Raw genomic sequence first — 26,310 nt, forward strand, 5'->3', positions numbered from 1 at the left:
CGTGCAGGGCTGCAATGTGTATGTGCGCTGCCCGCCGCGCTCAGAGGTGACCGGATAGACCGCCGGTCGCGGTGTGTGCTCGCTTCGCCGAACGACTACCTGCTCCAACGCTGCCGTGCTTACTCGATCAGATCCACCTCCCAATTCGTTCGTTGAATCTGTGTATCGACCTCGCGAATCTCGCGGGCGAGGTCGTCCGCGATTGCCCGAAGTTCGGTGACGGGGACTGCCGCGACATAGACCAATTCTGATCGGAGTTGACGACCGTAACCTCGCTCTTCGCGCCCCGACGCGGCGTCCGCAGCGGCATTGACTGCAGAGTGTCTCAGACGCAGCACATCTCGATGGGCGAGTGCATCTGTGACAGTGCCGTTTCCGAGGATCGCCTGCGCATTGGTTCGATTGATCGCGCGCATCAACCGTTCGAGTTCGCTCAGAGTTGACGTCAGCTCTTCGAGAAGGACGGCGGCGTCTTCGGCGGGAACTTCTCCCTCCTGGTGGCGTGCATTGTCGACGATCCGCTCGCGCAAGTGCGCAACCTTGCGAGTGGTGTCACTGCGTAGCGCCAGTGCCTCTGCCAGTTTCATGGATGAAGCTCCTGCTCTGACCTGAATCGGGAACTCCAAGCTAGCACTCGGTTGACAACCTGGGTCGGATTCCATTGTCTTGCTGCGTTCTTCCCAGTTCAGCATTCGAATCACCTTGGAGACAGCTGGTGCTGCGTGTCCTTCGATGAAGCGATGCAGCCGGTGGAGCACGCTGCGCACGGTCTCGGGTCGACGGGGCGGGCGAGGCATACGATGGTCCGCCGTCGATCTCGCGGTTCAGACTGAAATAGTCGCCCCGCGACGAGTTAGAGTGCGCCTTTCTTATTTGTTCGTCTTCGGGAGGCCAGGGGGATTGACCAGCGACTTGTCGACTGCCTCGTTGGTGATCTTCCATCGCTCGAGAACTTGCTCGTATGTGCCGTTTTCGATGAGATGATCTATCGCCTCGCTGATCGGTTGTACCAAGCCGTTGTCTTTCTTGACCAGTACACCGATCTGGCCCAACGCGGCCTCACCGGCTCCGGAGAACTGACCGATCACTTCGTTCTCGCCAGTCTGTGCAGCGTGAAACTGCGATGACGGGTTGGGGCCGAAGTAAGCGTCGATTCGACCGGAAGACAGCGGCAGGTAGTAGTCAGTGGTCTTCTGGTACACGGTGATTTCAGCGGGAGCACGCCCAGCTGCGAGGTTGTCCTCATTCCACTTCACCAGCAAAGCCTCCTGATTGGTGGCAGCGCCGACTCCGATCTTCAGTCCGGCGATGTCTTCCGGCTTCTCGAGTGAGAGATTCCTGTCCTTTCTGACCTCGAACGCGAGAGTGTCGAGGCGGTACGTCGCGAAGTCGTATTTCTCTTTGCGCTCTTCGGTGACCGTCACGTTGGAGATGAACGCATCTGCGTCTCCCGAATCGATCCGCACCGAATTCTGCGCCCAATCCGCGACCTGAAGGTCGATTTTCAGCCCGAGCACCTCTGCAATCAAATACGCGAAGTCGGTCTCGGAACCGATGACAGTCTTGTCGTCGTCGGCATAGAAGCGCAACGGTGGAGCGGTTCCAGCGTTGCCGGTGATTCGGATCGTGCCCCGGTCGCGGAACTCCTGAGGGACCTTCGCTGCGATCGAATCAACCTTGTCGGTGCTGATGCGGTTCTGCTCGGCCGACAAGTTGATACTGGATGTTGTTGCACCGGAGTGTTGCCCGGTCGATTCTTCATCTGGGCTTCCGCAAGCGGTACCCAGGAGAGTAACTGTGGCCAGGGTAGAGATCAGAAGCGTTGCGGTGCGAGGACGGGTGAACATCGGGTTCCTTCCGGGAAGAGGGTTTGTCGAAGCAGGTTGTCGAGATCACGAAGTGTGGGCTAGCTCTTCCACGCATCCACGAAGTCCACCGAGTAGAGATCGGCTTGGATGCGCAGGTCGTGAACCGCGGAAGTCGTCGCGTAGATCAGCGAAGAGGCGTGCAACGGGATCGCCAGTGCCTGATCGGCAATCAGTTCCTGAATCTCCTTCAACACTCCGTTTCTCGCATCGACGTCTACGGTCTGAGATTGTTTGACCAGCAATGCATTCAGCTCCGGAGTCGAGGCGATGCCTTTGGTCGAGCCGAGAGTGGGACTGAACACCAGCAGTACGTCACCGTCGGCGCGCAAGCTCTGGAAGTAGATCGATTCCCATGTGCCGTCGGTTCTCGCGGCGTTGTCCTCGGCAGTCGAGCGAGGTTGCAAGTTCACTGCAACTCCGATGTCGCGCAGCTGAGATTGGATCAGTTCGAACTGCGATTGGGGGAGGTGGTTGCGGTAGGCCAATTCGACGGTCAGTTTCTCACCGTCCTTGGTTCGGAATCCGTCACCGCCGACTGTCCATCCACTGGCGTCCAGCAGTGACTTCGCACCCGACGGGTCATAGGTGTACTCGGACGACAGATCGGTGTAGCCGGGCGCTTTCACCGACAAGATGCTTCGCGCTTTCTCGTCACTCGGTGTGTAGGTGGTGTCGATGATCTGCTGGGTATCGATGCCCTTCACCAAAGCACGCCGCACGTTCAGGTCCGCAAGTACCGGCGCGAACGTGGGGTTGAGCAAGAGCGAGTCGTTGATGCCGGCAGCAAGGGACGGGATGACAGTGAGTCCGGCGCCTTCTGCCCGGTCGACGTCTGTGCTCGGAATGTCGATCGCGGCGTCCAGTTGTCCTGACGTCAAACCGCCGATTCGCACCGAGGATTCGGGGACCACCAAAAAGGTGATCGAATCCAGATAGGCCTCTCCCTTGTTCTTGTTGAGTGAGGATCCCCAGTGGTACCCGTCCCGACGAGCGAGGACGACCTTCGCGTTGGTCTCCAGTTCTTTCTGTACGAACGGGCCGGAAGCGATAACGCCCTGGGCGCAGCGTTCTTCGGGCGTCTTCTTCAACGATTCCGGTGCGATGATGGCGAGCGTGTCGGAGCGGGCGGCTTGAAGGAAGCCCGCTGACGGTTCCGAGAAATTGAGTGCGACAGTGGAAGCGTCGAGTACCTCCGCTCCAGTGAAGTTTGCGAGATGTGACTTCGCAGTGGTCGCGAAGCCACTGTCTCCCAGTCTCTTCTGGCTTTCGAAGTTGTCCGCGACAACCTGCGCATCCAGACGCTCGCCGTTGCTGAAGGTCACGCCGTCCCGCAGCGCGAAGACGAATCGTCGACCGTCGTTCCGGACCTCCCAGGACGTCGCCAACCAAGGCACTATCTCCCCGGTCTCGAGGTTCTGGTCGACGAGTTTGTCGTAGAGTGGATGGAATGCCGTAGCAGTTTGACCGTTCAGGGTCTTGTCGATGCACGGTGGAAACGTATTGATCGCAAAGGTCAGATCGCCCCCTGACACGGGCTCGGAGTCGGCGCTCGCAGCTGGCGTTGCAGTGCTGCAGCCGGCTGCAACTGCAAGCGTCGACGCCAGGATGGCGACTCGGATCGGTATGGATGAAAGCCGCGACGTCGTCATGGGCTGAGTTCCGTTCATCGTGGGGAAGTGCGAGTGGTGTCGAAGATGTGGGACCGCAGGGTCGTTCCGGTGTATTCGCGCCGGAACACGCCCCGATCTTGCAGAAGTGGCACGACGGAACTCGCGAAGTCGTCGAGCCCCCTGGGGAAGTGGGTAGCGGTCAGGATGAAACCGTCAGCTGCTCCCGATTCGAAGAGGTGCGTCAACTCGTCCGCCACTTCTTGCGGCGAGCCGACAATCTCGGGAGTGAGATCATTGCGCGCGAACAACTCTGCGGTTTCGGCGATGGTGAGATTTCGGGATTCGATCAGGCGTGCCAATCGACGCGAGGGGCCACTACCGCGGTTGAGAACTTCGGCGATCGGAGTGGACGGATCGAACTGCGACAAGTCTAGTCCTGCGGAGTGGGAGACCCACTCGATTGCCGCATCCGGATGGATCAAGGATCGCAGGTACTCCTGCCGTTCCTTCGCGATGCTCGTCGTCTCGCCGACTATCGGTTGCACAGCGGCGACGAGGCGCACCGAATCAGGGTCGCGTCCGGCCTCTTCCGCGTAGCCGCGAATTGCCTTGCGCTTCGCTCGAAGATCTTCCTCCAACGGGTCGATCGCAAAGACCAGATCTGCCCACCGCCCACCGAATTCGCGCCCTCTCACAGATTCACCTGCCTGGATGAAGACCGGGCGGCCCTGAGGTGATTGTGGCAAGGTGAGTGGACCCTGCACCGACAAGTATTTGCCCTTGTAGTCGGCCGCGTGAATCTTGCTTGTGTCTGCGTAGATTCCGCTGTCGCGATCGGCAGATACGGCGTCGCCGTCCCACGACGACCAGAGTGCGGTGGTTGCTTCGAGAACTTCGTCGCCGCGCTCGTACAGTTCTTCTCTCGGAAGCCGATCGACTTCGGGAAAGTTGTCGTTAGCCGGACCGGGTGCCGTCATCACGATGTTCCAGGCCGCGCGCCCACCGCTGAGTATGTCGAGGCTGCCCAGAGTTCTCGCCAGGTTGTACGGGCTGTTGAAGCTTGCCGAAAGGGTTACGCCGAGACCGATACGATTTGTTGCGCCGGCCACCACTGCAGCCAACTGCGTCGGATCATGTTGAAAGCCGGTCAGCAGACCGTATTTGGTGTGGCCGTCGACGTAGTGCACACGCTCAGGTATCAGTATCAGGTCGAATTTTGCTCGTTCCGCTGCTTGCGCGTATCGCTCGTAGAGCGCTCTGTCCTCGAAGGCATTCTCCGAGTACGAATGCCGCCACATTCCGGCACTGTGCATACTCGGAAAGACCATGTAGGCGCCGAGGATCATCTGTCGTGTCATCGCTGGTCCGGATTCCTTGGTGTGTGATGGATGTCAGTGGAGACGGGTCGTTCGGGGTCGGCGCTCCACCCCGACCACGACGCGACGTAGACCGCGGAGCTGATGCCGACCGCTGCAAGCGCCAGTGCGTTGTGCGACGCGGCAACTCCGCCGCCGCAATAGGACACGACGGTGGCACCACGCTCTATTCCGAACTGGTGGAAGTATTCTCGTAACTCGCGGTCGGGAAGTAGGAATCCGTTGTCGTCGAGTAGGTCAGTTGCCGGCGCTGAGATAGATCCGGGGATGTGGCCGGCGCGGAAACTGCTCGATCCTCGGGCGTCGAGCAATCTGCCGGCCGATGCCGCGCGCAGGGCGTCTTCTGCGTCGGCGAGTGTCGTGCTAGTGGTGGAAGGTGGTACGGGAATCGAATCGTTTGTCGATGTGCGTTTCCGGGCTGTAACCCATCCGGACGATCCGCCGTCCAAGTACCGCACTGAACGTCCTGCCCAGCGAAGCGTGAACCACGCGCGGGCCGCAAGCAGGGGGCTGTCCGAACTGTAGACCACGATGTGAGCATCGGCGGATACTTTCAGATCGTTCAGTGTTCTTCCGAATGCGGCGAGGTCTGGCAGCGGTCGATTCCCGTCAGTCCCGCCTCCACTGCTTTGAAAGTTGTTGATCGACAATGTGATGGACTGCGGCGCAGTAATGATTCCGGCTCCGCCCTCGCTGTTGTCTCGCACCACGTTGACGACGACGAGCGTCCGATCGGAACGAATGAGTTCGCGGAGTTCGGTTGCGGAAACAATGACTGCGCGACGCTCGATTCCCCCTGCTTCTGACATGAAAGATATTGTGTAACAATTGCTTCAGTCAAGAAAGAGATAAGATCGTGGCAATCTTTACTCATGGCGCCACGGCTGCCAGCACTTGTCCGGCATCGATGACATCTCCCACCGTTACTGTCACCGCCGAGACGATTCCGGGTGAGGAAGCACGAAGGGCAGTCTCCATCTTCATTGCTTCTACGACCGCGACGACATCACCTTCCGACACCCGCGTTCCAGTCTGCAGCACTGCCAGCACGGTTCCCGGCATCTTCGATGTGATCTCTCCGTCGCTGAGATCGGAATCCTTTGCTGTATAGACTTTCTCGTCCACCTTCACGGTCCAGCCACCAACGCACACCCATGTACCGGTGCCGACTCCGAGGCGCCCAGCGGTGGTTGTCAAACCATCGGCGACCAGACTGAGTGTCACCTCGTCGGTTCCACCCCTGACGACCACCGAAATGTTCCGGCCGTCGGCGGCGACAATCCAGTGGTTGCTTCGTTGTGAGATGACGGTTGTCGGCACGACGCGGCCGTCGGCAATGAGTTCGCGTCCGATCGGGTCGGATCCCAACTTGCGCAATGTCTCTCGATGTAGTCCGTGGGGGCCGGTCCACGACGACCCGGTGACCGGCGATTGTTCCTCGACGGAAGTCCACACCATCGCAACAGCAGCGGCGGTGGCCTGGAGCTCTGCAGAATCCGGGATCAACCGAGTGAGGTGCTCGTCGACGAAGGAAGTGTGAATGTCATCCGCGCGCACAGCCGGTGTCGCCAAGAGAAGTCGGAGGAAACCGATATTCGAGGTTCCACCGAAGTAACTCGAGTCGGCCAAAGCTCGGTCCAATGATTCCAGTGCGGTTGACCGCGTCGGACCGCTTGCTATGACCTTTGCGATCATCGGATCGTAGAACGGCGGAATGCTGCCGGCACCCTCGAAAGCACTGTCGATGCGAACCCCCGACGGCCAGGCTATGTCCACGGAATGTGAAGGTGCGGGCCGAAACCCGTTCGACGGATCCTCGGCGTAGATTCTGGCTTGCACCGCGAAACCCCGCAGCGCGATATGGCGCTGCTGTAACGGCAAACGGGCGCCGAGGGCGATGTCGAGTTGCAGTTCGACGAGATCGACGCCGGTCACTTCCTCGGTGACCGTGTGTTCGACTTGTAGGCGCGTGTTGACTTCGAGAAAGTAGTAGCGGTTTTCGGCGTCAACCAGAAATTCGACGGTTGCCGCATTCACGTAGCCGACGCCTCCGAGTAGTCGCAGAGCGTCGTGCTGCATGGCTCCCAGGACCGATTCGGGGACAGAACTTGCCGGTGCCTGCTCGATGATCTTCTGGTTCCGACGCTGTAGGGAGCATTCACGGGTGAAGAAGTGAACTCCTGTACCGAAGGAATCGAAGAGGACCTGAACTTCGATGTGACGCGGACGCTCCACCAGCGTTTCGATCATCAGGTCGCCGCGGCCGAAGTTCCTTTCGTTCAAACCGATTGCAGAGGTGATGACCTCTCGTGCGTCATCACCCGGATGTAGTCGAACCATCCCCTTGCCGCCGCCCCCGAACACCGGTTTCAGCAGCACCGGCACGTCGAGAGATCGAACGTGACCGAGGACGGTATCGGGATCGGCGCTTGCCTCGCCCCACGCGGTGAGAGTCGGGATGCCGGCGTCAGCGGCGGCCTTCTTCGCTCTTGCCTTGTCTCCGAGTAGAGCGATGGATTCAGCGGCCGGACCGACGAATGTCAGACCTGCAGCGACGACGGCTTCAGCGAAATCGGAGTCTTCGGAGAGGAATCCGTAACCCGGGTGCACGGCATCGCAATCCGCGGCCAGCGCGGCCGCAATGATTTGATCCGAATTGGTGTAGGACTCCGAGGGGATGTCTCCGTCCAGAAGCACGGTGTGATCGGCGAGGCGATGCCACTGTGCGTGTGAATCGACGGGGGAGGAGATCGTCACTACCGACATGCCGAGACGACGGGCCGTGCGCGCGATGCGCGTGACGATTTCACCCCGATTGGCGATGAGAAGTCGAGTCATGTTCTCACATCCTGAAGACGCCGAAGCGCGTTGTTCCGTGATTGCGGGGAAGCATGGACAGCGCGAGTGAAACCCAGGATCGCGTGTCGACCGGGTCGACGATCGCGTCAACCCATAGCCTGGATGCGACGTACACCGACTCGCCCTGCCGGTCGTAACCTTCGCGTATCGGCCGTTTGATTTCCTCGATTTCCTCTTCCGTGAGCGGAGTTCCGCGTGTGCGCGCAGATTCGATCTTCATCAATGCCATCACCGACGCTGCTTGCTCGGAACCGACCACGGTGGTCTTCGCGTTCGGCCACACGGCCATGAAGTCAGGACCTATCGAGCGTCCGCACATCGCGAGATTTCCCGCCCCGTAGCTTCCGCCGATGACGATGCTGAGCTTGGGAACCCTGGCGCAGGCAACGGCATTGACCAGTTTCGCGCCGTGTTTGGCGATACCTTCCGCCTCGTACTGCTTCCCGACCATGAATCCGTTGACGTTGTGCAGGAACAACAATGGGATGTCTCGTTGTGAGCACAGTTCGACGAAGTTCGCGGCCTTGAGGGAGTCCTCCGAAAAGAGCACACCGTCGTTCATGATGACCCCGACGGTGTACCCCTCGATGTGGCCGGTCCCGCAGACGATGGTTCGGCCGTAATTCGCTCGGTACTCGACTAATTCGCTGGCATCGAGCAGGTGGGCCAGAACGTCGCGCGCGACGATCGGGGTTTTCGAGGAAGCCGGGATCACCGTGTCGAGCTGCTCGGGGGAGTGAAGAGGTGGTCGCGGAGATCGTGACGGCGCCCGTACCTCCCGTCGATCACCGCGGGCGACGATGTCGGCGATCATGCTCAGAGCCTCGATGTCGTCGTTGGCGATGTGATCGACGACGCCGCTGATCACCCCGTGCACGTCGGCGCCGCCGAGCTCTTGCGGTTCGACGTCGACACCGGTTGCAGCCTTGACCAACTGAGGGCCGCCCAGATAGACGGTGCCGGTACCGCGGACGATGACGGTCTCGTCGCACATCGCTGGGATGTATGCACCTCCAGCCGTGCAGGAACCCATGACTGCTGCGATCTGAACGATGCCGTCTGCCGACATTTCGGCGATGTTCTTGAACATCTCGCCGAAATGGTGCTCGTCGGGGAAGATCTCGTCCTGCATCGGAAGGAAAACACCTCCGGAATCGACGAGATAGACACACGGCAGCCTCAGCCGACGAGCGACGGATTGCAATCGCAGTTGCTTCTTGACGGTCAGCGGGTAGTAGGTGCCGCCCTTGACGGTGGCGTCGTTCGCGAAGATGGCGCAGAGTGAGCCGCGGATGAGCCCTACGCCCGTGACCAGACCAGCCGACGGGAGTTGCTCGTCGTACACCTCGAATCCGGCCAGTTGTCCGATCTCGAAGAACGGGGACTGCACGTCGAGAAGAGCATCGATGCGTTCGCGAGCGGGCAATTTGCCGCGAGCCCGGTGCTTGGCGACCGACCGCTCGGGTGCCCCGTGAACGGACAAGTGTTGCGCGTCCGCAACTCGCTCGCGAATTTCCTTGTATGCCAGTAAGTTTTGCTCGCGGGTACCGGGGTCGAGTTGTGCGGTGCGTTCAATGACGGGCATGGGACGTACCTACTGTCGGTTCGGAGGAAGCTGTGCGGAGGGAGAATACGAGCGCAGTCGCTGCTGCAGTGATCAGTGCGACGATTGCCGACCACACGCGCTCATCGGATGCGAGAGGTCCGACTACAGAGGCGATGCCGGCAATTCCCTGCTGTACGAGTCCGCAGTACGCGACGGCGATGGCTCCGCCTTCAGCAAAATGCGTCACTGCTGATGCTGCCGAGTTCGGGAAGAGAAGCGATTGCCCAAATGTCAGTGCGATGTATCCGAGCAGGAAGACCGCGAGCAACGGCGTGGAACCGAGTGGGGGATACCAGCAGAGCATGAGGACGAGGCCGGCAAGCAGCATGCACAGCGCACCTCGACGCATCAACTTCTCTGAACCGACGGTTGTGGCCCTTCGATTGACGTAAAGCGCGCCGCTGAAGTAGGCGGTTCCGTAGAGGATTCCGAAGGCTCCGAATGCCCACGGTTGCAAGTCGAATCGATCGCTGAACAGGAAGGGGCTCGATTGCTGCACAAGGACTATCGCGCCGAAACCCAGGCCCCCCGCAATGGCTGGTTTGTAGAACTGGGGTGTCAGGACTATGGCATTCCACCGAACAACGCGTTCGTTGTTGTCGCGGACTGTGGTGTTCTCGGTCCTCAGTGCCACCGCAGCGAGTGCTGCTCCGAGTACTCCGAGCACGCCGAAGCCGGTTCGCCACGAGGTGAACGACGCAAGAGCGCCGCCGATCAGTTGGCCACCGCCCAGTGCCACCACAAATGCCATCGACAACAGCGACAAGCGGCTAGCCAACTCCGAACCGGTGAACTTGTCCTTCACCATCATTCGCACGATGATGGCCGCACCTCCTGCTCCGATGCCTTGAACGATCCGGCCGATCAGTAGTACGGCGGCGCTCTGGACCAAAGCCAATGCAATGCAGGCGATCACGAACAATACCAAGCTGGACAACAGTGCCGTCCTGCGTCCGAGTCGATCTGCCAACCGCCCCCACACGACCACCGGAAGTGCGGCACTGATCACGAAGAGTGTCACCGACCACTTCACCACGGAATCTTCGATGCCCAGATCCGTCGCGATCTTCGGCAGTGAAGGGAGGTAGATGGTCGTGGCCATTTGTGCTGTCAACACGACGGCACAAGCCAGCGGTGTCACTGCGACAGTGCGGTCGTCGCTCATTCCGTGACACTTCGTAGGACGTCGGCGAAGCGCTCGATCGTTGCATGTGGAAGGTCCGCCCGAAGCATCAGTCTCAGCCCGGCTTTGCCCCGGCCGATGACAGGGAAGAAGACCGCCGATGTGTAGAAACCGCTAGCCAGCAGTTTCTGTGCTGCGGTGATGGTTTGTTCTTCCTCGTGGAGCGTGACGAAGCGGATCGGGAGTCCATCGCCCGATGCCGGCGTGTCGACGAGCGAATCGAACAGTTCGACAACCGTGCGGAGTTGCCGCTGCCGCTTGTCGACCTCTCCGCTGCGGTGGAGCTCCACGGACGCCGCAATAGCACCCAGCCCGGCTACGTTCACACGCTGCGACCACGTCAGCGGGCCGCCGTAGCGAAGTGCGAGATCACGATTTCGACTGCCCCCGTTCCGACCGAGTGCGATCGCACCGCCGGAAGCACCGAATCCCTTGTTCAGTGATGTCAGCAAGAATGTTCGATCATTGAGGCTGCCGATGAGATCCAGGACCGCGCCACGCCCGTTGTGTCCGATGACCGAGGTGCTGTGCGCCTCGTCGAGAACGAGAATCAGTCCGTATTTGGCCTGTAATGCAAACAGTTCGTTCAGGGGCGCCTTCCCGCCTGTGCTGTAGACGGTGTCCGCCACGTATGCCACCTGAGAATTTGTTCGGCAAAGACTTTCGAGTTCATCGACGTCGTCGTGCCGAATGGTCACGATCGTCGTTTCGTCGGCGACGCTCGCCTTCATCGCATTGAGGCAGAAGTGTGCGTTCTTGTCGAACACCATGAGGGGAGGTTCACCGCCGGTGAGCAACCCGGACGCAACGAGGGGGAGCAAACTCCACGCAGCGTTTGCGGCGGATCCGAGGGTGAGCACATGTGCGTCAAGCAGTTCGCTCAACGCGGCCTCTGTGTCGTCGAGAAGGCTGGAGTGGACTCTCATCCGCGAGATGGAACTGTTCAACGTTCGTTCGCGCTCGAGAGCGGCGATCGCACCCGAACGAATTCGGTCGTCGGTGTCGAGCCCCAGATACGAGTACGTGGAGAAGTTCTCGAATTCGTATCCTTGGATCGTCCGGTGTTCGAAACCTGCGACGCGATCGGCGGTGATATCGGCCAGACCCTCACTGACTGCGCGATCCCAGAATGGGTTGCTCAAATCAGCAGCACGCCTGAGGTTGGAGTACAGATTCCTATCTTTCAAGCTCTCGGCAACCGTCATTTCGCGGCTGGTCCCTTCACTGGATTCGATAGCGGAATTACTGCGTTGATGCACTGAGATGCATCATCGTCAGTTGACATCGCTCATTGAGAACGAAAGACAATTCGATGTCAAGCATTACGGAATCGAGACGCCGAGAAAAAGGAAGAAACCCTATGGTTTGGAACTAGTTGAATCTGTAACTTAAGGCGTTGTTGCAGTTCAGAGACGGTGATGATTTATCACGATTTCCCGTGATAAATCGGATAATGCCGTGAGTCACAGACTTGTGTGCACTTCCGCGTGATGTTCGAAGAATATTATGATCCGCATGCGTCAAAGGGTTGGCACGGAAGCGATAAGGCTTCTGTCTCATATTTTTCGAGGATCTCGTGGAGGTTCGGCAATCAGGCGATCCTGTATCTGGAATCGATTTTCTTCTTAATGAATTTCAAAACGTGTTAGGTCCGCTTATCGAATTCTTTACTCGGAGTATGGATGATCCGGCAATGATTCATCCTCGTCGCGACCACTTGCCGCGCAGAAGCATCAGTGCGGTAAGGGTGAGGCCCCATCCGATTGTGGACAGTGCGACGCCCACGCCTGCCTGTCCGGTGACATCGGCACTGGCGTCGATGCTGAATGCTGTGGTGAATCCTGCAGCAGTGCCGGCAGCGGCCGTCATACCGCCCGCCTTCATCCATCGCGAGCAATGTGCGGAACCGAAACACGCCAGAATCACTGTCAGTCCACAGGCGACGACCTGCCAGGTGGGGAACTGTGTCGGGGCAGGCAGGCCGGGGCCGCGGAATCCGCCTTTGTAGTCGGCTGACCAGCTGAGCCAGCCCACACAAGACAGAAAGCCCAGTGCAAAGGCCAACAGGCCGGTGCGCCACAGTCCGAGTGAGCCCGATCCCGTGTGCCCGCCGCCGAGGGCGGTCGTGGAGTGCTCCAGGCCAGTTCGTTCCGAACGCCAGATTGTCCAGATGATGCTCGCGCCGATAGTTGCGGGCACGCCGACGAAGATGAATGCAATCCAGAGAAACTGCGGCCAGGAGAACTCGAGATCGACAGTCATGGTCGGAGTATGCGCGTACTTCGAATCATGTGCACCCATCTGTCAATCTGGCGAGTTGCGGGTCAACCTTCCTCGACCTTCTCCACATGTGTACTTGTAGGGTCCAGGTCGATATTCCGTGTGTTGATCAGTCGAAGCCTGGGAACCGGATCGCCCGTGGTGTCGTCGATCAAGATCGAGTGTGGCTCACCGTCATCGAAGGCGTGGCGCTCTCCCCACTGTCGCAGGCTAATGATCACGATGAACAGATCCATACCGCGTTCGGTCAGGATGTACTCGTTGCGGGTACCTTGCGCGTTCGGTTGGACTTCGAAGATTCCCTGCTCGACAAGGACTTTGAGCCTGTCCGTGAGAATGTTCTTTGCGATGCCCAGGTTTCGTTGAAACTGACTGAATCTCGATGACCCGTCGAAGGCGTCACGCACGATCAGCAGCGACCATCTGTCGCCGATGATGTCGGCCGCTCGGGCCGTCGGGCAGTGCGGGTCCGTCCATTGTGCGCGATCCGGCATCGAGTTCCTCATTGGTTGCGTTTTGAAACTGTATTGACGTAACCTCCAAATGGTATCAAAACGCAACCAAGTTGAGGTGGAAGTGACTGCACGTCATGCTGTCGAGAACGCGCGGGGCAAGTTGAAAATGTCTCGCGGACTTCGCCTGTTGCTCGCAGTGCTCTGCGGGGTCTCGGTAGCCAACATCTACTACGCACAGCCGCTCCTCGGGCAAATAGGCTCGGATCTTTCCATTCCTCCGGCCGGCCTCGGTTTCGTAGTCGCACTCGCCCAACTCGGTTATGTGGTGGGGTTGATCGTGTTGGTGCCATTGAGCGATCTCGTGAATCGAAAGAAATTGATCGCAATCCAGATCGTCGCTGCTGCAACGGGAACGATGCTTGTTGCTCTGGCCACCACGAATCTGCAGCTGTTGATCGGGATGGCGGTCGCAGGCACGTTCTCGGTAGTTGTTCAAGTCATAGTTGCCTATGCTGCGGCAATCAGTGACCCGGACGAGCGGGGCGCAAACATCGGTGTCATCACCAGCGGCGTTGTCGTCGGCATCATCCTCGCTCGGACTGTCGCCGGCGCAGTTGCGGATCTGGCAGGCTGGCGGGCGGTCTACGCGGGATCCACTTTCATTTCGGTACTGGTCGCGGCCGTCGCGCTGACGATGCTGCCGAAAGATCCTCGTTTGCAACACGATAGGCGTTCGTACGTGCGTGCAATGGGGTCTGTCGTGACGTTGACGCTTACGAACCGACTGTTTCGCACCCGGGCCCTGATCGCCTTGTTCCTTTTCGCGTCCTTTGGTGCTTTGTGGAGCGGAATGGCCCTGCCGTTGAGTGAGGAACCATGGCGGTTGTCGACCACACAGATCGGGCTCTTCGGAATCGCAGGATTGGTTGGAGCATTGGGCGCGGTCGGTGCCGGTCGGTGGGCCGATCAAGGCAAAGCGCAACGCGTCACCGGGGCGTCGTTGGTCGTTCTCTTGCTGTCGTGGGTATTCAACGCGCAGGCGACGCACTCGCTGGTGTTACTCGTAGTCGGTGTTGTTGCGTTGGACTTTGCCGTGCAGGCTGTTCACGTCACGAGCCAGAATCTGATCGTCGCGAACACACCGGAATCGTCCGGGCAGATCATCGGTAGTTACATGGTGTTCTATTCGTTGGGCAGCGCGGCTGGGGCGGTTTCCACCACTATGGTTTTCGACGCGGCAGGGTGGGGCGCTGCAAGTATTCTCGGCGGCGCCTACGCGTTTGCAGCCTTGATCGCATGGACGATCGATCGATTGCGGACCCGCAACACTCTAGGGAGTTGGGAGCCACGTCCTGGCCGCGACGACCAAGGCGTTCACACCGATGGTCAGGGTCGGCTCGATCACGGGAGCGTAGTGCGGAGAGTGGTTCGACGGCACGGTTCGCAAAGCCGGATCGGTCATGTCACCTGTCGTGAACAGTGAAGGGTCGGTACCGCCCAACAACCAGTACGACAGTGGCGCACCGGCACTGGTCGCGAGAATGCCGACGTCTTCACTACCTGCTCCTGCGCCGGGATCGAGAATCTTGTTCGTCCCCAACCATTCGGCAAACGCATCAAGTGTCTTGTCCAGCGCCGCCGGGTCATTGACGACGATCGGAAAGTGCTCCGTCTCGGTGATGGTCGGTGGGGTGGGAGCGCCGGCGGTGGCCGCTTCGCCCTGGACGATGCGGTCGACGCTGTCCAGGATGCGCTGACGCACAACTGCGTCGTAGCTGCGGATGTTGAGTTGCAGTTCTGCTTCGCCGGGAATGACGTTGGCGGCATCTCCAGCATGGATGGAGCCGACGGTGAGGACAGCTGTTGCAGTGCTCGGGACCTCGCGTGAGATGACAGTTTGCAAACGCAACACGGTTTCGGCCGCCATGACCACGGGATCGACCGAGTTCTCCGGCATAGATCCGTGGGCGCCCTTTCCGACCAGTCTCACACGAAGTGAGTCCGATCCCGCATACGAGGGGCCGGCGTGCCCGGCGATCGTGCCTGCCGGTAGCGGCGATACGTGTTGGCCGAGAACGATGTCGGGCTTCGGGAATCGCTCGAACAGTCCGTCGTCGACCATGGCTTGCGCACCCGCGCCAAGTTCCTCCGCCGGTTGGAAGACGAGGACAAGAGTGCCGGACCAGGTCGTCGTGTCCTGCGAGAGGATCCGGGCTGCACCGAGTAAGCAGGTCGTATGCAGGTCATGGCCGCACGCGTGGCTGACCGAGACGGTCTTCCCCTGGTCGTCGGTCGTTGTCACGGTGCTGGCGTAGTCCAATCCGGTTTCTTCCCGAACCGGGAGGGCGTCCATGTCCGCACGCAGCAGCGCTGTGGGGCCCGCTCCGTTCTTCAGGACTCCGACGACTCCGGTTGTCCCGACACCGGTGGTGGTGTCGAATCCAAGTGCTGTTAAATGTCTTTCCACCAGACTGGATGTTCGTTGCTCGTGAAACCCCAGTTCCGGATGGCTGTGGAGGTCCTTGTACAGGTCGATCAAATCCAGATCCACGGAGATCGTTTCGTGCACTGACGAGGTCATGAGTGTCCTCTCGGTAGCGTCTTTTCAGGCTAACCGGGATGACGGGTCGGTAAACAGGACCTTAGGTCCCACGGTGCCGGTGATGTGGAGTTCTGGTGCTACGGCACGTAGAACGATGTGACACCTGGGGTGATGATGGATCCGGCCACAGACAGCACGGCAACAGCGACTTGACCGGTCCCGGTCTGCACGATCGCCTCTGCTGGGACTCCGTTGAGACCGTCCGAGAGCCGAGCGGAGCCGGAGGCCCCGGTCGAAAGGTTCAGCCAGCGCACTTCGGACGAGAGCAGGCATCCCCACCGGCCTTCATTGCCTCCGGTGATCGTCACCGTGCCAGGTAGTTCGCCGACGACAGCTACGCAGCGGACTGCCGGCGCGTCGAAGCTGCCGTTCGGGTTGCCGTACGGCGCAGGGTTGACCTGGAATGGAATGGTCACCGCGGCGGATGCGAGCGCCACCGACGTCAGAGTAGAAGCGATCACGACGGATGTGCAGACGCTCAGTCGGCGAACGAGATTCATCACGGAGGCCTCCAGCCATGTCCAGGTGATTTGCTTGTCTTCCCCGACGTAACGTTTTGGTCGTAGCTTCCCTTCTTGCATCGCCGCATTGAAGACGACAGCCTCACCATATCCGGTTGCACAGGAGAATTCAGGTACTCGTCGCTATTCGCTACATGTGGCGGCCTCAGATGCCGTCCGTCGAACCGCCTCTGCCGTCGTCGAAGCACGTACTACGGCAACCGGTGTTCCGGCTGCGGGATCGAAACTCCAGTCCTGCCGATAGGACTGGAGGAGATCTGGATCTGTGATCATCGCACCTGGCGACAATCGCTGGGCGAGCGTGTTCAAAGCGTCGACATTGACCATGATCTGGTTTCAGCCTTCCGCTCCGAGATGTGAAACTCATTGTGTCCAAGGCATGTCCGTGGACCTGAGAGTTGAAAGTCAGTATCTCGAGTGCGGTTGAGATCCACCGAATATGGCGTACGTCATATGTTGCTGAGGTCGGTCAGTACCTGATCGAAGGCGCCGGTACGTCCAGGTGTCACTACCTTCTGAAACAGTGTCAGGACACATTCGTCAAGGGCGTCCGTTGCCGTGAGGGTTCTTCTGGCGACGGTGCTTCTAGCGGACCATCGGCCACGTTCCATGTGTGCCAATGCGATTCCGTTACGCCGGGCTGTTGCCTTTCGGCCCGATGAATGAACGAAGAGGTATGTTCTGCCCGCGATATCGACTTCGCACAGCTTGTTCTTGCGGCGCATGGCCTTGGGCTTCTGGTCGATCAGGGTCCCGATCGTTCCGTCGGACAATCGAAGTGATGCAGGTCGGCCTTTGCGGAATGTGAGCCTGGATCGATCCTGCTCGGCTGTTGACGATTTCCTCTTCCGCCCGCCGGCAACGCTCTCCGATCCGTCGTCGGATGCGGGAATCAGTTCGCCTTGAACGTTCCCCGACGGATCGAATATCGATACGGCCGAACCACCTTCGGCGAGGTTGACGAACCAGCCGGTCTCTGTAGGGGTGTTCCATTTCATGTAGATGATTATTCTTCATCAGTGCCGAGGAACATCAGCCGACAGCCCGAGACGAGGATCGCGGTCAGGATTCGACAGTCACCTCGATCACGCCGTCGTCGCCGTTGAAACGAACCGCCGGCCAGTACCCATCCATGAAATGCAAACCGCACGCGTCTGTCAGACCGAGGACGACGTGGTTGTCGGGAAAGACCTCGACGGACTCGAGCAGCAAATCGCGCAGTGCATCGATCACTTCGCCTCGTGACGGAGCTTCTTCGCTGGATTCGTTGACAATCGCTTCGACGGCCAGACGGTGAAGAGCCTGGTGCTGCTCGAAGACGTGGCGTAGGCGGGGAAGCATGCCGCGTGCAAGGGTGCCGAGCGTTTCGTCGACGATGCCGAAGCTGGGATTTGTCCTCACGTGAGCAGTGCAGACATCGAAGAAGGCAAGCCGCGATTCTGCTGGGGCGGGCACAACGCCCGACCCGTGGCAGGAGCCGTTCTTCGCCAATCCACTCGCAATGTCCCGCTGACTGGGCATCCGGAACCTTCTGCGCCGCGACTGCCTTAGCGTTCTACGTCGATAACCACGTGAAGGGATTTGTTCAATGGCGAAGAATCAGGCACCCCCCGCGACACAAGCCAAGGACATCGTTGTCGATCTACTGGTGATCGGGTCCGGTACCGGCATGGCTGCCGCCCTCACCGCGAACGAGCTCGGCTTGTCCACGCTGATCGTGGAGAAGACGCAGTACGTTGGCGGTTCGACGGCGCGGTCCGGTGGAGCGTTCTGGATGCCTGCCAACCCGATCTTGGCGAAAGCCGGTGCGGGCGACACCGTTGAGCGCGCGAAGACATACGTGCGTTCGGTGGTCGGTGATACTGCCCCTGCCCAACGTGGGGAGGCATTCGTCGACAACGGTGCGGCCACCGTCGACATGCTTTACCGCACGACGCCCATGAAGTTCTTCTGGGCCAAGGAATACTCCGATTACCACCCCGAACTGCCGGGAGGTAGCGCCGCCGGACGTACCTGCGAGTGCCTGCCGTTCGACGCGTCGGTACTCGGCGCGGAACGCGGTCGCCTGCGGCCCGGTTTGATGGAAGCCGGACTGCCGATGCCGGTGACAGGTGCGGACTACAAGTGGATGAACCTGATGGTGAAGAAGCCGAGCAAGGCTTTCCCTCGCATCATCCGCCGCCTGGCGCAGGGCGTTTACGGCAAGTACGTACTCAAGCGTGAATACATCGCAGGCGGTCAGGCGCTCGCCGCCGGCCTGTTCGCAGGTGTGGTCCAGGCCGGTATCCCGGTGTGGACGGAAACGTCGTTGGTTCGGCTCATCACCGAAGATGGCCGCGTAACGGGTGCAGTTGTGGTGCAAGACGGACGTGAAGTGACGGTGACGGCTCGGCGTGGTGTCGTTCTGGCAGCCGGCGGGTTCGACCACAACATGGAGTGGCGCCACAAGTACCAGTCGGAGAGCCTCGGTGAGCACGAGAGCCTGGGCGCAGAGGGCAACACCGGCGAAGCGATCGAGGCAGCACAAGAGCTCGGCGCAGGTATCGGATCGATGGATCAGTCGTGGTGGTTCCCGGCGGTGGCAAGCATCAAGGGCCGCCCGCCGATGGTGATGCTCGCAGAGCGTGCGCTGCCAGGCTCGTTCATCGTCGACCAGACCGGTCGTCGATTCGTGAACGAGGCGACGGACTACATGTCGTTCGGCCAGCGCGTGCTCGAACGGGAAAAGGCCGGAGATCCGGCCGAGTCGATGTGGTTTGTTTTCGACCAGGAGTACCGCAACAGCTACGTGTTCGCAGGCGGTATCTTCCCTCGTCAGCCGCTTCCGCAGGCATTCTTCGACTCCGGCATCGCGCACAAGGCGAGCAGTCCGGTCGAGCTTGCCCGCAAGGTCGGTCTTCCCGAGGAGGCTTTTGCCGAGTCCTTCGAGAAGTTCAACGAGGCCGCTGCTGCCGGTAGCGATGCGGAATTTGGTCGCGGCGGAAGTGCATACGATCGGTACTACGGCGACCCGACAGTGTCCCCGAACCCGAACTTGAGGAAGCTCGACACGAGTGCCCTCTACGCGGTGAAGATGACGCTCAGCGACCTCGGCACCTGCGGCGGTGTGCAGGCGGACGAGCATGCACGCGTGCTTCGTGAGGACGGCAGCGTGATCGACGGCCTGTATGCGATCGGCAATACTGCGGCCAACGCATTCGGTCACACCTACCCGGGCGCCGGTGCAACGATCGGCCAGGGGCTGGTTTACGGATACATTGCCGCTCACCACGCAGCCGAGAAAGTAGCTTCGACTCAGCAGTAGATCCACTAGGCAACAGATCGCCGAACGGGAGATCAGCACGCGTTTCCGATGCCGGGAACGTGCACTGGTCTCCCGTTCGGCTTGTAGGAGCGATGCCACCTGTATGTCCCATCTCGGTAACGCTGACGCGCCAGGTGACCAAGACGCGGTATCGTCTCCAGAAGTGACATGGGGCACTGGCGATTGTTCGAACAGATGCCATCTACCGAAGGCGCGCCTGATATCGACCGGTCGGGTCGAATGCGCAAAAACAGGTATGTACCCAGGTAATTCAACCGTGGTGTGGAGCGTCGTGAAGCGACAGCGTATGAGGTGATTCCTCATCCGCAACGCAAGGATCTCCATGTTCCACCCCCTTTCCGACCATCCGGGTAGACACCCACCCTGTCGATCTTCGAATGAGAAGCCTTCGGTTTGTTCCGGCATTCGTAGTCCTCGATCAACGATCGATTCAGGCACTGCCTCGATGTAGAACCCGTATCTCCTGTGCTGTCACCAGGGGATGCAGACCTGCGGGTCTATGCGCGCGCTCGCGTTCGAGAGCGGTCACCGTACCTCTCTCCATGGCGCGATCCGAACATTTCACTCCAACGGAGTCTTGGTGCGATACACCAAGTAGCTCAGCACGTATTGAGTGCTGTCTGCGGGTAGAGCCTGCACCTGCTCCGAGCACATCAGTCAAGGAAAACATGAGTAAGCACAGAAAACACAAGCCTTCCAGCACAAAACGATTCATCGCCGTAACTGCGGGACTGGGCGCCCTTGTGGGGGCCGGAGCAGTAGCCAATGCAGGTACCGCCGGTGCGCAGGGCTGGTCGGCGAGTTGCAATTGGGAGTGGCCGGTGAGCGGATCACTTTCGCAGGGTTACCACGCGGGACATGACGGAGTCGACTTTGCTGTCAACGTCGGCACCGCGCTCCACGCGCCCACATCGGGCACGATTTCTGTTGCCGGACCCAATGATCCGGGTGGATATGGAACGTACATCCAGTTGGAAGCGGACAGTGGCGAGCAGATTCAGATGGGCCACCTCTCCGAAACATGGGTCGGTGTGGGGCAACACGTCGAGGTAGGCGACGAGATCGGGGCAACGGGTAACACCGGTAGCTCCACCGGCCCACATCTGCATCTCCGCATTCACAGTGGAGGCGCCGTCGATCCCATGTCCTTCCTGAGTTCGATCGGGGCGTGCGATACCGGGTCGAGTATTGCGCCCGCGCCCGCGCCGGCACAGGACGTAGCACCCGAATTTGCACCGGAACCGGCGCCTGCTCCCGTTGTCTACTCTGAGACATCCGAATCTGCACCGGTAGAAAGCATTCCGGAGTCGGAGACTCCAGCGCCCGGCTCAGCGGTAGTCGTTGCAGCCGGTGATACATTGTTCGACCTCGCGACAGAACGAGGTCTCACCTGGCAGCAGGTGTGGGACATGAATCCGCAGATCGTCAATCCCGATCAGATCCTTGTGGGCGACGTGATCAACTTGTGAGAGTTGATAATTCGATACTGATCCGGAGATGAGTCAACGGCTCGTACACGACCGGTTTCAGTACCCCAGTTGACTCCGAGTTCCACTTCGTGCGCGTGAGCGCTGCAGCCGGGCCGTGCATTTCACGGTCCGGCTGTTTTGCGCGCTCCGAGAAGTGATTCCTACCGAAGTACTGATGTGTGGTGGTTCGCTTCTCGGGCAGCCACGGCCAATCGCTGGGGATCTTGCCGATACTATTGAGCCCGTGAACCGGTCCGCGATCACCTCCCTACGTCGACGTTGGTCAGATGAGGGCGTCGATAATTTACGGGCGCAGCTGCTCGATCAGTCGCGGATCGTCAAGCCGCCCCACACTCTCGTCTCCCCATGGGCGGAGACCGATGACGGGCTGATCGATGTGCGTGGCCTGACAGCGGGTAGCGCTGGATTGGACATCCGGTATCTCACGTTGGAACGGATTGATCTGAGTTTCGCTCGGGGTTCGATCTCCGTCTTCGAATCCGAATTATTCGACTGCCGTTTCGATTTCGTGGCACTGACCGGACAGCCCCGTTTCAATCGCCGATTCGAACGGTGCAGTTTCCGGGGTGCGACGCTCTCGCGTGTGGCGCTCGGACCGAGGGTCGTCGATTGCGATTTCACTGGAGCCAAAGCACGCGGGCTCCGCTCCGTGCCCAATACTGTGTTCGAACGATGCGCATTCGACGACACAGACCTGACTGGTGCGCAGTTCGCCGATACCTCATTCGTGGAGTGCACTTTCGGCGGCGCACGATTCTCGGCGGCCACGAGTTTTGTGCGGTGTTCCTTCACCCGGACCGCTGTCGAGTTCTCCGAGGCGCAAGTGTCGCGAACAACGTGTGACGGCACCGCGATTCCGGATCAATGGGAAGGTGAGGCCGATTCAGCAGTCGCACTGGAGCGGTATGCCGGTCGATATGCCCGAGCACTTGGCGTGGGGGATACAGAGGGTATGGCCCTCGATCCTGAAATGGATGATTCGTAAAGGGGCAGATCGATGACTCGCGGGGTCACGTTCAGGACAGTATTCGGTGGACCGTCGGTGCCGCTTGACTTCATCGAGGAGTTGACTCGGCTCAGACACCGGCTGAGGGGCATCGCGATGCAGTACGACTTCGATCTGTTTGTTGTCGTTGGTGGCGACATCTCCGTGGTGACCGATCCGACCGGGATCCGGCTTCCGCGTGTGTTTCTGGGCAGGCGTACCGCTACGGCGCAGGTACAGATGAACACTGACGACGTGATGGGGGTGTCCGACCCGCGTGCATTTCTGTACACGACGATCCATGCGGCACTGACGGAACTGATCACGCGTGTCTCAGACCGCGACAACGACTTCGATGCGGACGGGGAGCGAGCGAAGATCGAGTTCTTGATCCTCGATGACATTGGCGAGCGCGAATCAAAGCTGTGATGGCAAATGACAAATGCTGCGCTCCCGCATTCGTCAGGCTGTTGTCACTCTCTGGCATCAAACACTGCGGTGACCACTTCACAGAAAATCGCCGGGTGCCGGCGATGGACGAACCTCACTGTGAGTTCTGCGGTGCGCGGTAGCGGTGACAAGTAGGTAGCGTTCAGCTGCGGCGTAGTCGGTGATCGATGTTCCGTCGGGCCCGGGGGTTTGAGTGATCAGGTCGAGGTATCGGCGGCGATAGAGGTATGCGTCGGGCTGGGTCAACAGGTACTCCGCGGCAGCGACGACGTCCAGGCTCGGTGCGGCTCGTCTGAGCCGGGTGCGCGCCGGCTGGTACGCAGCTCTGGCGTGTTTGGTCGGCCCGGTGGCCGTGTAGTGCCCGTCGCTGTGGTCGTCGTCTCGGGCATTGTCATTCATATCGTCGCCTTGGTGTGAATGAGCTCGACGTTGCCGTTGTAGTAGCCGAGGACACGGTGATCCATCATCCGCCGCCACAGTGGTGGTACGGCAGCGCAGACGATCATCACCGCGTATCCGGCAGGGAGTTGCGGAGCGGTTGGAGCGCTGCGCAGAGATTGGTAGCGCAGACGCGGATTCGCGTGATGGTCACTGTGTCGTTGTAATTGGTACAGGAACAAATTGGACAAGAGATGATCACTGTTCCAACTGTCTTCGGGCCGGGCTTTGACAAAGCTGCCGTCTTGTCTTCGCGCACGGAGCAATCCGTAGTGTTCGAGGTAGTTTGCGGCCTCGAGGAACGTGATCCCGGCCAAGGCTTGCAGGAGCAGCCAGGGCAGTATCTGCCACCCGAATAAGGTGATCAACGTCCCGAACAGTGCGGCGCTCAGCGACCATGCCTGCAAGATGTTGTTTCGAGGCGACAGTGCGGGTGAACCCTGCCGGCGCAGGCGTGCTGATTCGATCCGCCAGCCCGATTTCAGACCTCCGAATACGCTGCGGGGCAGGAATATCCAGAACGATTCCCCGAAACGAGCACTGGCGGGATCGCGCGGCGTCGCAACGTTGACGTGGTGACCGTGATTGTGCTCGATGTAGAAGTGCCCGTAGAACGATTGAGCGAGCACAATTTTCGCCAACCGCCGCTCGAGGCGGCTGCTCTTGTGGCCTAGTTCGTGTGCGGCATTGATACCGACGCCTGCAACGACGCCGACGGTCATCGCCAGTGCGATCTTCTCTCCGGTTGCCATCGGGGCGTGCGCCCAACACCATGCGGCGAAGACGAGGCCAGCGTATTGAAGTGGCACGAACAGGTAGGTACACCAGCGGTAGTAGCGGTCGTCCTGCAATGCCGCGATCACGTTGTCCGGTGGGCTGCGGCCATCTGCGCCGACTGCGACGTCGACGATCGGGATGACGAGAATCAGGATCCAGGCACCGGTCGCCCAGAACAGGCCGAGGTGCAAATATTCGACCAGCAGCCAGGACAGGAAGGGACTCAGCGGGATCAGCAATCCCAACGGCCACCAGTAACGCTTCCGATCCCGCCATGCAGGAGCGTCGACACCTGCTTCGGCGCTCGCTCGAATGTCGTCGGTGTCTGTCATCGAAACTTCTCGAGCACGGGAAAGTGGAATACGGTCATTGCTCTCCAACGGTTCGTGCGGACTTTCGAAGTGGTGTGCTGCGGCGTCTCAGGCGGTTAGGCCAGGTCGGCGAATGCGATGATGTTGTCGTTGTAACTGCGTGCGGTTTCGTCGAAGGATCCACCGCACGTGATGATCCGGAGTCCGGGGTGGTCGATGTCGCCGTATACAACGTCGGTGGGAAAGTCCTCTTTGGGGAAGTGTTCGACACTGGTAGCGGTGAACACTGCGCGACTTCCGTCTTCGCGGGTGACGATGATGTCGGCTCCTGTTTCGAGATTCCGCAGATCGAAGAAGACCCCGTCGGTGCCTTGCCAGTCGACGTGGCCGGCGATGATTGCCGGTCCGACCTCACCGGGGGCGGGAGCGCCGGTGTACCACCCTGCGTCCTTCCCATCCGGTGGGACCTCGAGTGCTCCATCGGTATCGAGTCCGAGATCGATGATGTCGGTGTCGACGCCGATGGACGGGATTTCGAGGCGCGCGGGGCGGTGGTCAGCAGTTACCGGCGCCCCTTCGGGCAGTGCAGAGTCAGTGGCGCGTGGCGCGGATGTGGTGTCTTGTCGAGGCGACGAGTGTGGTTGTGAATTTCCGCTGTCGGATTGTCCACCGGCGCATCCGACCACCGTTACGAGTACTGAAACAGTAAGGGCGAGAGCCGTGATGGCTCGGCGAGTTCGCGGAGCCATCACGGAGTTTTGTCTTTCATCTATCGACTTGTCCGACGGACGACGAGGGCCGACATAGCCACGACGCTGAAGAAGCCGACTAGCAGGGCGATCCACCCTCCACTGGACTGTCCGTCGCGTTGGGATTGTGTGCTTCCGTCACCGGTGTCGACCGACCCTCGTGGTACCTGCTGCACCTGAGGGGCTCGAACATTCGGGGATCCCGGGCCTACCGGTTGAGTGGTCGGGGTACCCGTTCGAGAAGCTGACGTCGTCGGCACACGAGACGGGACGGTTACCGTCCCGGGAACGGTGGGAGGTATTCCCGGCAGTGGTGGGAGACCGGGAATCTCGGGTATGGACGGAATGTTTCGGCTGGTCGTGATGATCGGCGGTACGTCCACAGTGGTTGTAGTCGTGCCGTTCGGCCCTGGTGTGGTGGTCGTCGCTTCCACCGGTGTACCAGTCGTGGTTGTAGTCACCTCCGGCGGGACGACCGTCGTGGTTGTAGTCACCTCCGGCGGGACGACCGTCGTGGTTGTAGTCACCACCGGCGGGACCACAGTCGTGGTGGTAGTTGTCGCGGTGTCAGGCGGGACCGTAGTCGTCGTAGTGGTCGGGGTCGTAGTCGTGACAGGAGGCGCACAGGTCGGGATCGTAACGGTGTTCGTATCGAGAGTGACCGCGCCATTGATCGCCAACAGTCGACCCTCGACGGTTGCCTCGGTTGTGGCAGTAATGTCTGTCAGCGCCAACAGGTTTCCTCGGAAGACGGAGTTGGTGCCGAGGGTGGCGGAACTTCCAACCTGCCAGAAAACATTGCACGCCTGCGTTCCGTTGATCAGTGCAACGGTGCTGGACGACGATGTGATCAGCGTTGATCCCGCTTGGAAGACGAAGACTGCATCGGGGTCACCTTGCGCGTCGAGGGTGACGGTTCCCGACAGTGCGATCGACGAACCGGAGTTGTAGACACCCGAAACCAGTGTCCGACCGGTCAAGTCGGCTCCCGTCGGTTGTGTGGGTCCCTGACCGGCAAGAGTGTTGTAGGCAGTCAACACGTCGGGTTTCGCTCCCTGCGATACCGCGTCGCCACCATGATTGGTGCCGGTAATCGTCAGGTCCGATACACCGGTGATGGTTGGCGTCGGATACGTGCCGATATCGCCGCCGAGGGTTGTCGGTCCGGTGTTGGTGATTCCTGCTCCGGCAAGGACTGCAAAGGGCTCAGCGGTGCCGAGTCCGACAGCAGTCGCTTCCGCACCGGCAGTGCCGGCCGGCAAGACGAGAATGCCGACGGAGAAAACGGAAATCGTTGCAATACCCGAGAATTGAAAGAACCGCGAGCGTCGTGTTGCGGTGGGTGCTGTCATGTTCTGTTCATCTTCGATCCTTTGAAGAAGGGACTCATGCGACGAAAGTGAGTCCGTACGTCCGCGCCGACTC

23 protein-coding genes and 1 pseudogene are annotated in these 26,310 nt (G+C 60.0%); 5 read left to right on the plus strand and 19 right to left on the minus strand.

What is annotated here, in order from left to right; all coding sequences use genetic code 11:
- Window positions 1-119: 119 nt before the first annotated feature.
- The 11 genes from P0M12_RS18335 to P0M12_RS18385 all read right to left on the minus strand — a co-directional run bounded on the left by P0M12_RS18335 (window position 120) and on the right by P0M12_RS18385 (window position 13,276).
- Window positions 120-587: a DIP1984 family protein gene (locus P0M12_RS18335; RefSeq protein WP_037129592.1), complete on the minus strand. Its 468-nt coding sequence runs from the start codon at window positions 585-587 to the stop codon at window positions 120-122.
- Between the two features lie 282 nt (window positions 588-869).
- Entirely contained in the window at window positions 870-1,847 is a 978-nt protein-coding gene (locus P0M12_RS18340) for an ABC transporter substrate-binding protein (protein ID WP_007726443.1), read from the minus strand.
- 59 nt (window positions 1,848-1,906) lie between these two features.
- Window positions 1,907-3,517 carry an ABC transporter substrate-binding protein gene (locus P0M12_RS18345; protein WP_065352861.1) on the minus strand — a complete coding sequence of 537 codons (1,611 nt, stop codon included), beginning with the start codon at window positions 3,515-3,517 and terminating at the stop codon, window positions 1,907-1,909.
- Between the two features lie 14 nt (window positions 3,518-3,531).
- On the minus strand, window positions 3,532-4,836 hold the full coding sequence (locus tag P0M12_RS18350; RefSeq protein WP_007726446.1) for an NtaA/DmoA family FMN-dependent monooxygenase: 1,305 nt from the start codon (window positions 4,834-4,836) through the stop codon (window positions 3,532-3,534).
- A complete protein-coding gene (locus P0M12_RS18355) occupies window positions 4,833-5,663 on the minus strand; it encodes a rhodanese-like domain-containing protein (RefSeq protein ID WP_073513445.1) in 831 nt (276 codons plus the stop codon). The genes P0M12_RS18350 and P0M12_RS18355 overlap by 4 nt, the downstream gene beginning before the upstream one ends.
- Before the next feature lie 61 nt (window positions 5,664-5,724).
- Window positions 5,725-7,692, minus strand: coding sequence for a biotin carboxylase N-terminal domain-containing protein (locus P0M12_RS18360; protein WP_042925670.1), 1,968 nt, complete (start codon window positions 7,690-7,692; stop codon window positions 5,725-5,727).
- Window positions 7,693-7,696: 4 nt separating this feature from the next.
- Window positions 7,697-9,298: a carboxyl transferase domain-containing protein gene (locus tag P0M12_RS18365; RefSeq protein ID WP_003943673.1), complete on the minus strand. Its 1,602-nt coding sequence runs from the start codon at window positions 9,296-9,298 to the stop codon at window positions 7,697-7,699.
- Window positions 9,285-10,484 carry an MFS transporter gene (locus P0M12_RS18370; RefSeq protein ID WP_054187583.1) on the minus strand — a complete coding sequence of 400 codons (1,200 nt, stop codon included), beginning with the start codon at window positions 10,482-10,484 and terminating at the stop codon, window positions 9,285-9,287. The genes P0M12_RS18365 and P0M12_RS18370 overlap by 14 nt, the downstream gene beginning before the upstream one ends.
- The gene (locus P0M12_RS18375) at window positions 10,481-11,707 is read right to left on the minus strand and encodes an aminotransferase class I/II-fold pyridoxal phosphate-dependent enzyme (protein ID WP_007726454.1); all 1,227 of its coding nucleotides are present in this window, start codon (window positions 11,705-11,707) and stop codon (window positions 10,481-10,483) included. Before P0M12_RS18375 ends, P0M12_RS18370 begins: the two co-directional genes overlap by 4 nt.
- 493 nt (window positions 11,708-12,200) lie before the next feature.
- A complete protein-coding gene (locus P0M12_RS18380; RefSeq protein WP_212633934.1) occupies window positions 12,201-12,803 on the minus strand; it encodes a hypothetical protein in 603 nt (200 codons plus the stop codon).
- Between the two features lie 23 nt (window positions 12,804-12,826).
- Window positions 12,827-13,276 (minus strand): helix-turn-helix domain-containing protein, encoded by a 450-nt coding sequence (locus tag P0M12_RS18385; RefSeq protein ID WP_007726458.1) that lies wholly within the window; start codon window positions 13,274-13,276, stop codon window positions 12,827-12,829.
- 127 nt (window positions 13,277-13,403) lie between these two features.
- On the opposite strand from P0M12_RS18385, the pseudogene P0M12_RS18390 reads away from it, so the two are divergent.
- Window positions 13,404-14,549 (plus strand): annotated as a pseudogene (locus P0M12_RS18390) (MFS transporter); the annotation flags it as partial.
- 18 nt (window positions 14,550-14,567) lie between these two features.
- Here the strand turns inward: P0M12_RS18390 and P0M12_RS18395 are convergent.
- From P0M12_RS18395 to P0M12_RS18410, 4 genes are all read right to left on the minus strand, one after another.
- On the minus strand, window positions 14,568-15,818 hold the full coding sequence (locus P0M12_RS18395; RefSeq protein ID WP_003943659.1) for an amidohydrolase: 1,251 nt from the start codon (window positions 15,816-15,818) through the stop codon (window positions 14,568-14,570).
- 98 nt (window positions 15,819-15,916) lie between these two features.
- A complete protein-coding gene (locus tag P0M12_RS18400; protein WP_003943727.1) occupies window positions 15,917-16,339 on the minus strand; it encodes a hypothetical protein in 423 nt (140 codons plus the stop codon).
- Between the two features lie 470 nt (window positions 16,340-16,809).
- Window positions 16,810-17,358, minus strand: a complete 549-nt coding sequence (locus tag P0M12_RS18405; RefSeq protein ID WP_007726472.1) for a hypothetical protein — start codon at window positions 17,356-17,358, stop codon at window positions 16,810-16,812.
- A 64-nt stretch (window positions 17,359-17,422) separates the two neighbouring features.
- The gene (locus P0M12_RS18410) at window positions 17,423-17,761 is read right to left on the minus strand and encodes a hypothetical protein (RefSeq protein ID WP_277376684.1); all 339 of its coding nucleotides are present in this window, start codon (window positions 17,759-17,761) and stop codon (window positions 17,423-17,425) included.
- A gap of 187 nt (window positions 17,762-17,948) precedes the next feature.
- Here P0M12_RS18410 and P0M12_RS18415 point away from each other — a divergent pair, with 187 nt between their 5' ends.
- From P0M12_RS18415 to P0M12_RS18430, 4 genes are all read left to right on the plus strand, one after another.
- Window positions 17,949-19,664, plus strand: a complete 1,716-nt coding sequence (locus P0M12_RS18415; protein WP_003943733.1) for a 3-ketosteroid-delta-1-dehydrogenase — start codon at window positions 17,949-17,951, stop codon at window positions 19,662-19,664.
- Between the two features lie 689 nt (window positions 19,665-20,353).
- Window positions 20,354-21,154 (plus strand): peptidoglycan DD-metalloendopeptidase family protein, encoded by an 801-nt coding sequence (locus P0M12_RS18420; protein WP_277376685.1) that lies wholly within the window; start codon window positions 20,354-20,356, stop codon window positions 21,152-21,154.
- A gap of 244 nt (window positions 21,155-21,398) precedes the next feature.
- Window positions 21,399-22,160, plus strand: coding sequence for a pentapeptide repeat-containing protein (locus tag P0M12_RS18425; RefSeq protein WP_277376686.1), 762 nt, complete (start codon window positions 21,399-21,401; stop codon window positions 22,158-22,160).
- A gap of 12 nt (window positions 22,161-22,172) precedes the next feature.
- Complete coding sequence (locus P0M12_RS18430) at window positions 22,173-22,589, plus strand: hypothetical protein (protein ID WP_037131026.1); 417 nt, start codon at window positions 22,173-22,175, stop codon at window positions 22,587-22,589.
- A gap of 78 nt (window positions 22,590-22,667) precedes the next feature.
- On the opposite strand, the gene P0M12_RS18435 is transcribed toward P0M12_RS18430, so the two are convergent.
- The 4 genes from P0M12_RS18435 to P0M12_RS18450 form a co-directional block, all read right to left on the minus strand.
- A complete protein-coding gene (locus P0M12_RS18435) occupies window positions 22,668-23,009 on the minus strand; it encodes a hypothetical protein (RefSeq protein WP_063314901.1) in 342 nt (113 codons plus the stop codon).
- On the minus strand, window positions 23,006-24,157 hold the full coding sequence (locus tag P0M12_RS18440; protein WP_054826870.1) for an alkane 1-monooxygenase: 1,152 nt from the start codon (window positions 24,155-24,157) through the stop codon (window positions 23,006-23,008). Before P0M12_RS18440 ends, P0M12_RS18435 begins: the two co-directional genes overlap by 4 nt.
- Window positions 24,158-24,252: 95 nt before the next feature.
- Entirely contained in the window at window positions 24,253-24,885 is a 633-nt protein-coding gene (locus P0M12_RS18445; RefSeq protein WP_277376688.1) for a class F sortase, read from the minus strand.
- Between the two features lie 20 nt (window positions 24,886-24,905).
- Window positions 24,906-26,237, minus strand: coding sequence for an ice-binding family protein (locus tag P0M12_RS18450; protein WP_277376689.1), 1,332 nt, complete (start codon window positions 26,235-26,237; stop codon window positions 24,906-24,908).
- Window positions 26,238-26,310 lie beyond the last annotated feature (73 nt).

Origin of the sequence: Rhodococcus sp. RCBS9 (genome assembly GCF_029457415.1) — a bacterium.
GTDB classification, from domain to species: domain Bacteria; phylum Actinomycetota; class Actinomycetes; order Mycobacteriales; family Mycobacteriaceae; genus Rhodococcus_F; species Rhodococcus_F qingshengii.

Excerpts from the sequence above, each read along its gene's own strand:
- P0M12_RS18430 (WP_037131026.1), top strand. The coding sequence starts at position 22,173 with ATGACTCGCGGGGTCACGTTCAGGACAGTATTCGGTGGACCGTCGGTG.
- P0M12_RS18420 (WP_277376685.1), top strand. The coding sequence starts at position 20,354 with ATGAGTAAGCACAGAAAACACAAGCCTTCCAGCACAAAACGATTCATC.
- P0M12_RS18365 (WP_003943673.1), bottom strand. The coding sequence starts at position 9,298 with ATGCCCGTCATTGAACGCACCGCACAACTCGACCCCGGTACCCGCGAG.
- P0M12_RS18370 (WP_054187583.1), bottom strand. The coding sequence starts at position 10,484 with ATGAGCGACGACCGCACTGTCGCAGTGACACCGCTGGCTTGTGCCGTC.
- P0M12_RS18375 (WP_007726454.1), bottom strand. The coding sequence starts at position 11,707 with ATGACGGTTGCCGAGAGCTTGAAAGATAGGAATCTGTACTCCAACCTC.
- P0M12_RS18435 (WP_063314901.1), bottom strand. The coding sequence starts at position 23,009 with ATGAATGACAATGCCCGAGACGACGACCACAGCGACGGGCACTACACG.
- P0M12_RS18340 (WP_007726443.1), bottom strand. The coding sequence starts at position 1,847 with ATGTTCACCCGTCCTCGCACCGCAACGCTTCTGATCTCTACCCTGGCC.
- P0M12_RS18415 (WP_003943733.1), top strand. The coding sequence starts at position 17,949 with ATGGCGAAGAATCAGGCACCCCCCGCGACACAAGCCAAGGACATCGTT.
- P0M12_RS18445 (WP_277376688.1), bottom strand. The coding sequence starts at position 24,885 with ATGGCTCCGCGAACTCGCCGAGCCATCACGGCTCTCGCCCTTACTGTT.
- P0M12_RS18380 (WP_212633934.1), bottom strand. The coding sequence starts at position 12,803 with ATGGGTGCACATGATTCGAAGTACGCGCATACTCCGACCATGACTGTC.
- P0M12_RS18405 (WP_007726472.1), bottom strand. The coding sequence starts at position 17,358 with ATGAAATGGAACACCCCTACAGAGACCGGCTGGTTCGTCAACCTCGCC.
- P0M12_RS18400 (WP_003943727.1), bottom strand. The coding sequence starts at position 16,339 with ATGAATCTCGTTCGCCGACTGAGCGTCTGCACATCCGTCGTGATCGCT.
- P0M12_RS18360 (WP_042925670.1), bottom strand. The coding sequence starts at position 7,692 with ATGACTCGACTTCTCATCGCCAATCGGGGTGAAATCGTCACGCGCATC.
- P0M12_RS18450 (WP_277376689.1), bottom strand. The coding sequence starts at position 26,237 with ATGACAGCACCCACCGCAACACGACGCTCGCGGTTCTTTCAATTCTCG.
- P0M12_RS18440 (WP_054826870.1), bottom strand. The coding sequence starts at position 24,157 with ATGACAGACACCGACGACATTCGAGCGAGCGCCGAAGCAGGTGTCGAC.
- P0M12_RS18355 (WP_073513445.1), bottom strand. The coding sequence starts at position 5,663 with ATGTCAGAAGCAGGGGGAATCGAGCGTCGCGCAGTCATTGTTTCCGCA.
- P0M12_RS18385 (WP_007726458.1), bottom strand. The coding sequence starts at position 13,276 with ATGCCGGATCGCGCACAATGGACGGACCCGCACTGCCCGACGGCCCGA.
- P0M12_RS18335 (WP_037129592.1), bottom strand. The coding sequence starts at position 587 with ATGAAACTGGCAGAGGCACTGGCGCTACGCAGTGACACCACTCGCAAG.
- P0M12_RS18350 (WP_007726446.1), bottom strand. The coding sequence starts at position 4,836 with ATGACACGACAGATGATCCTCGGCGCCTACATGGTCTTTCCGAGTATG.
- P0M12_RS18345 (WP_065352861.1), bottom strand. The coding sequence starts at position 3,517 with ATGACGACGTCGCGGCTTTCATCCATACCGATCCGAGTCGCCATCCTG.
- P0M12_RS18395 (WP_003943659.1), bottom strand. The coding sequence starts at position 15,818 with ATGACCTCGTCAGTGCACGAAACGATCTCCGTGGATCTGGATTTGATC.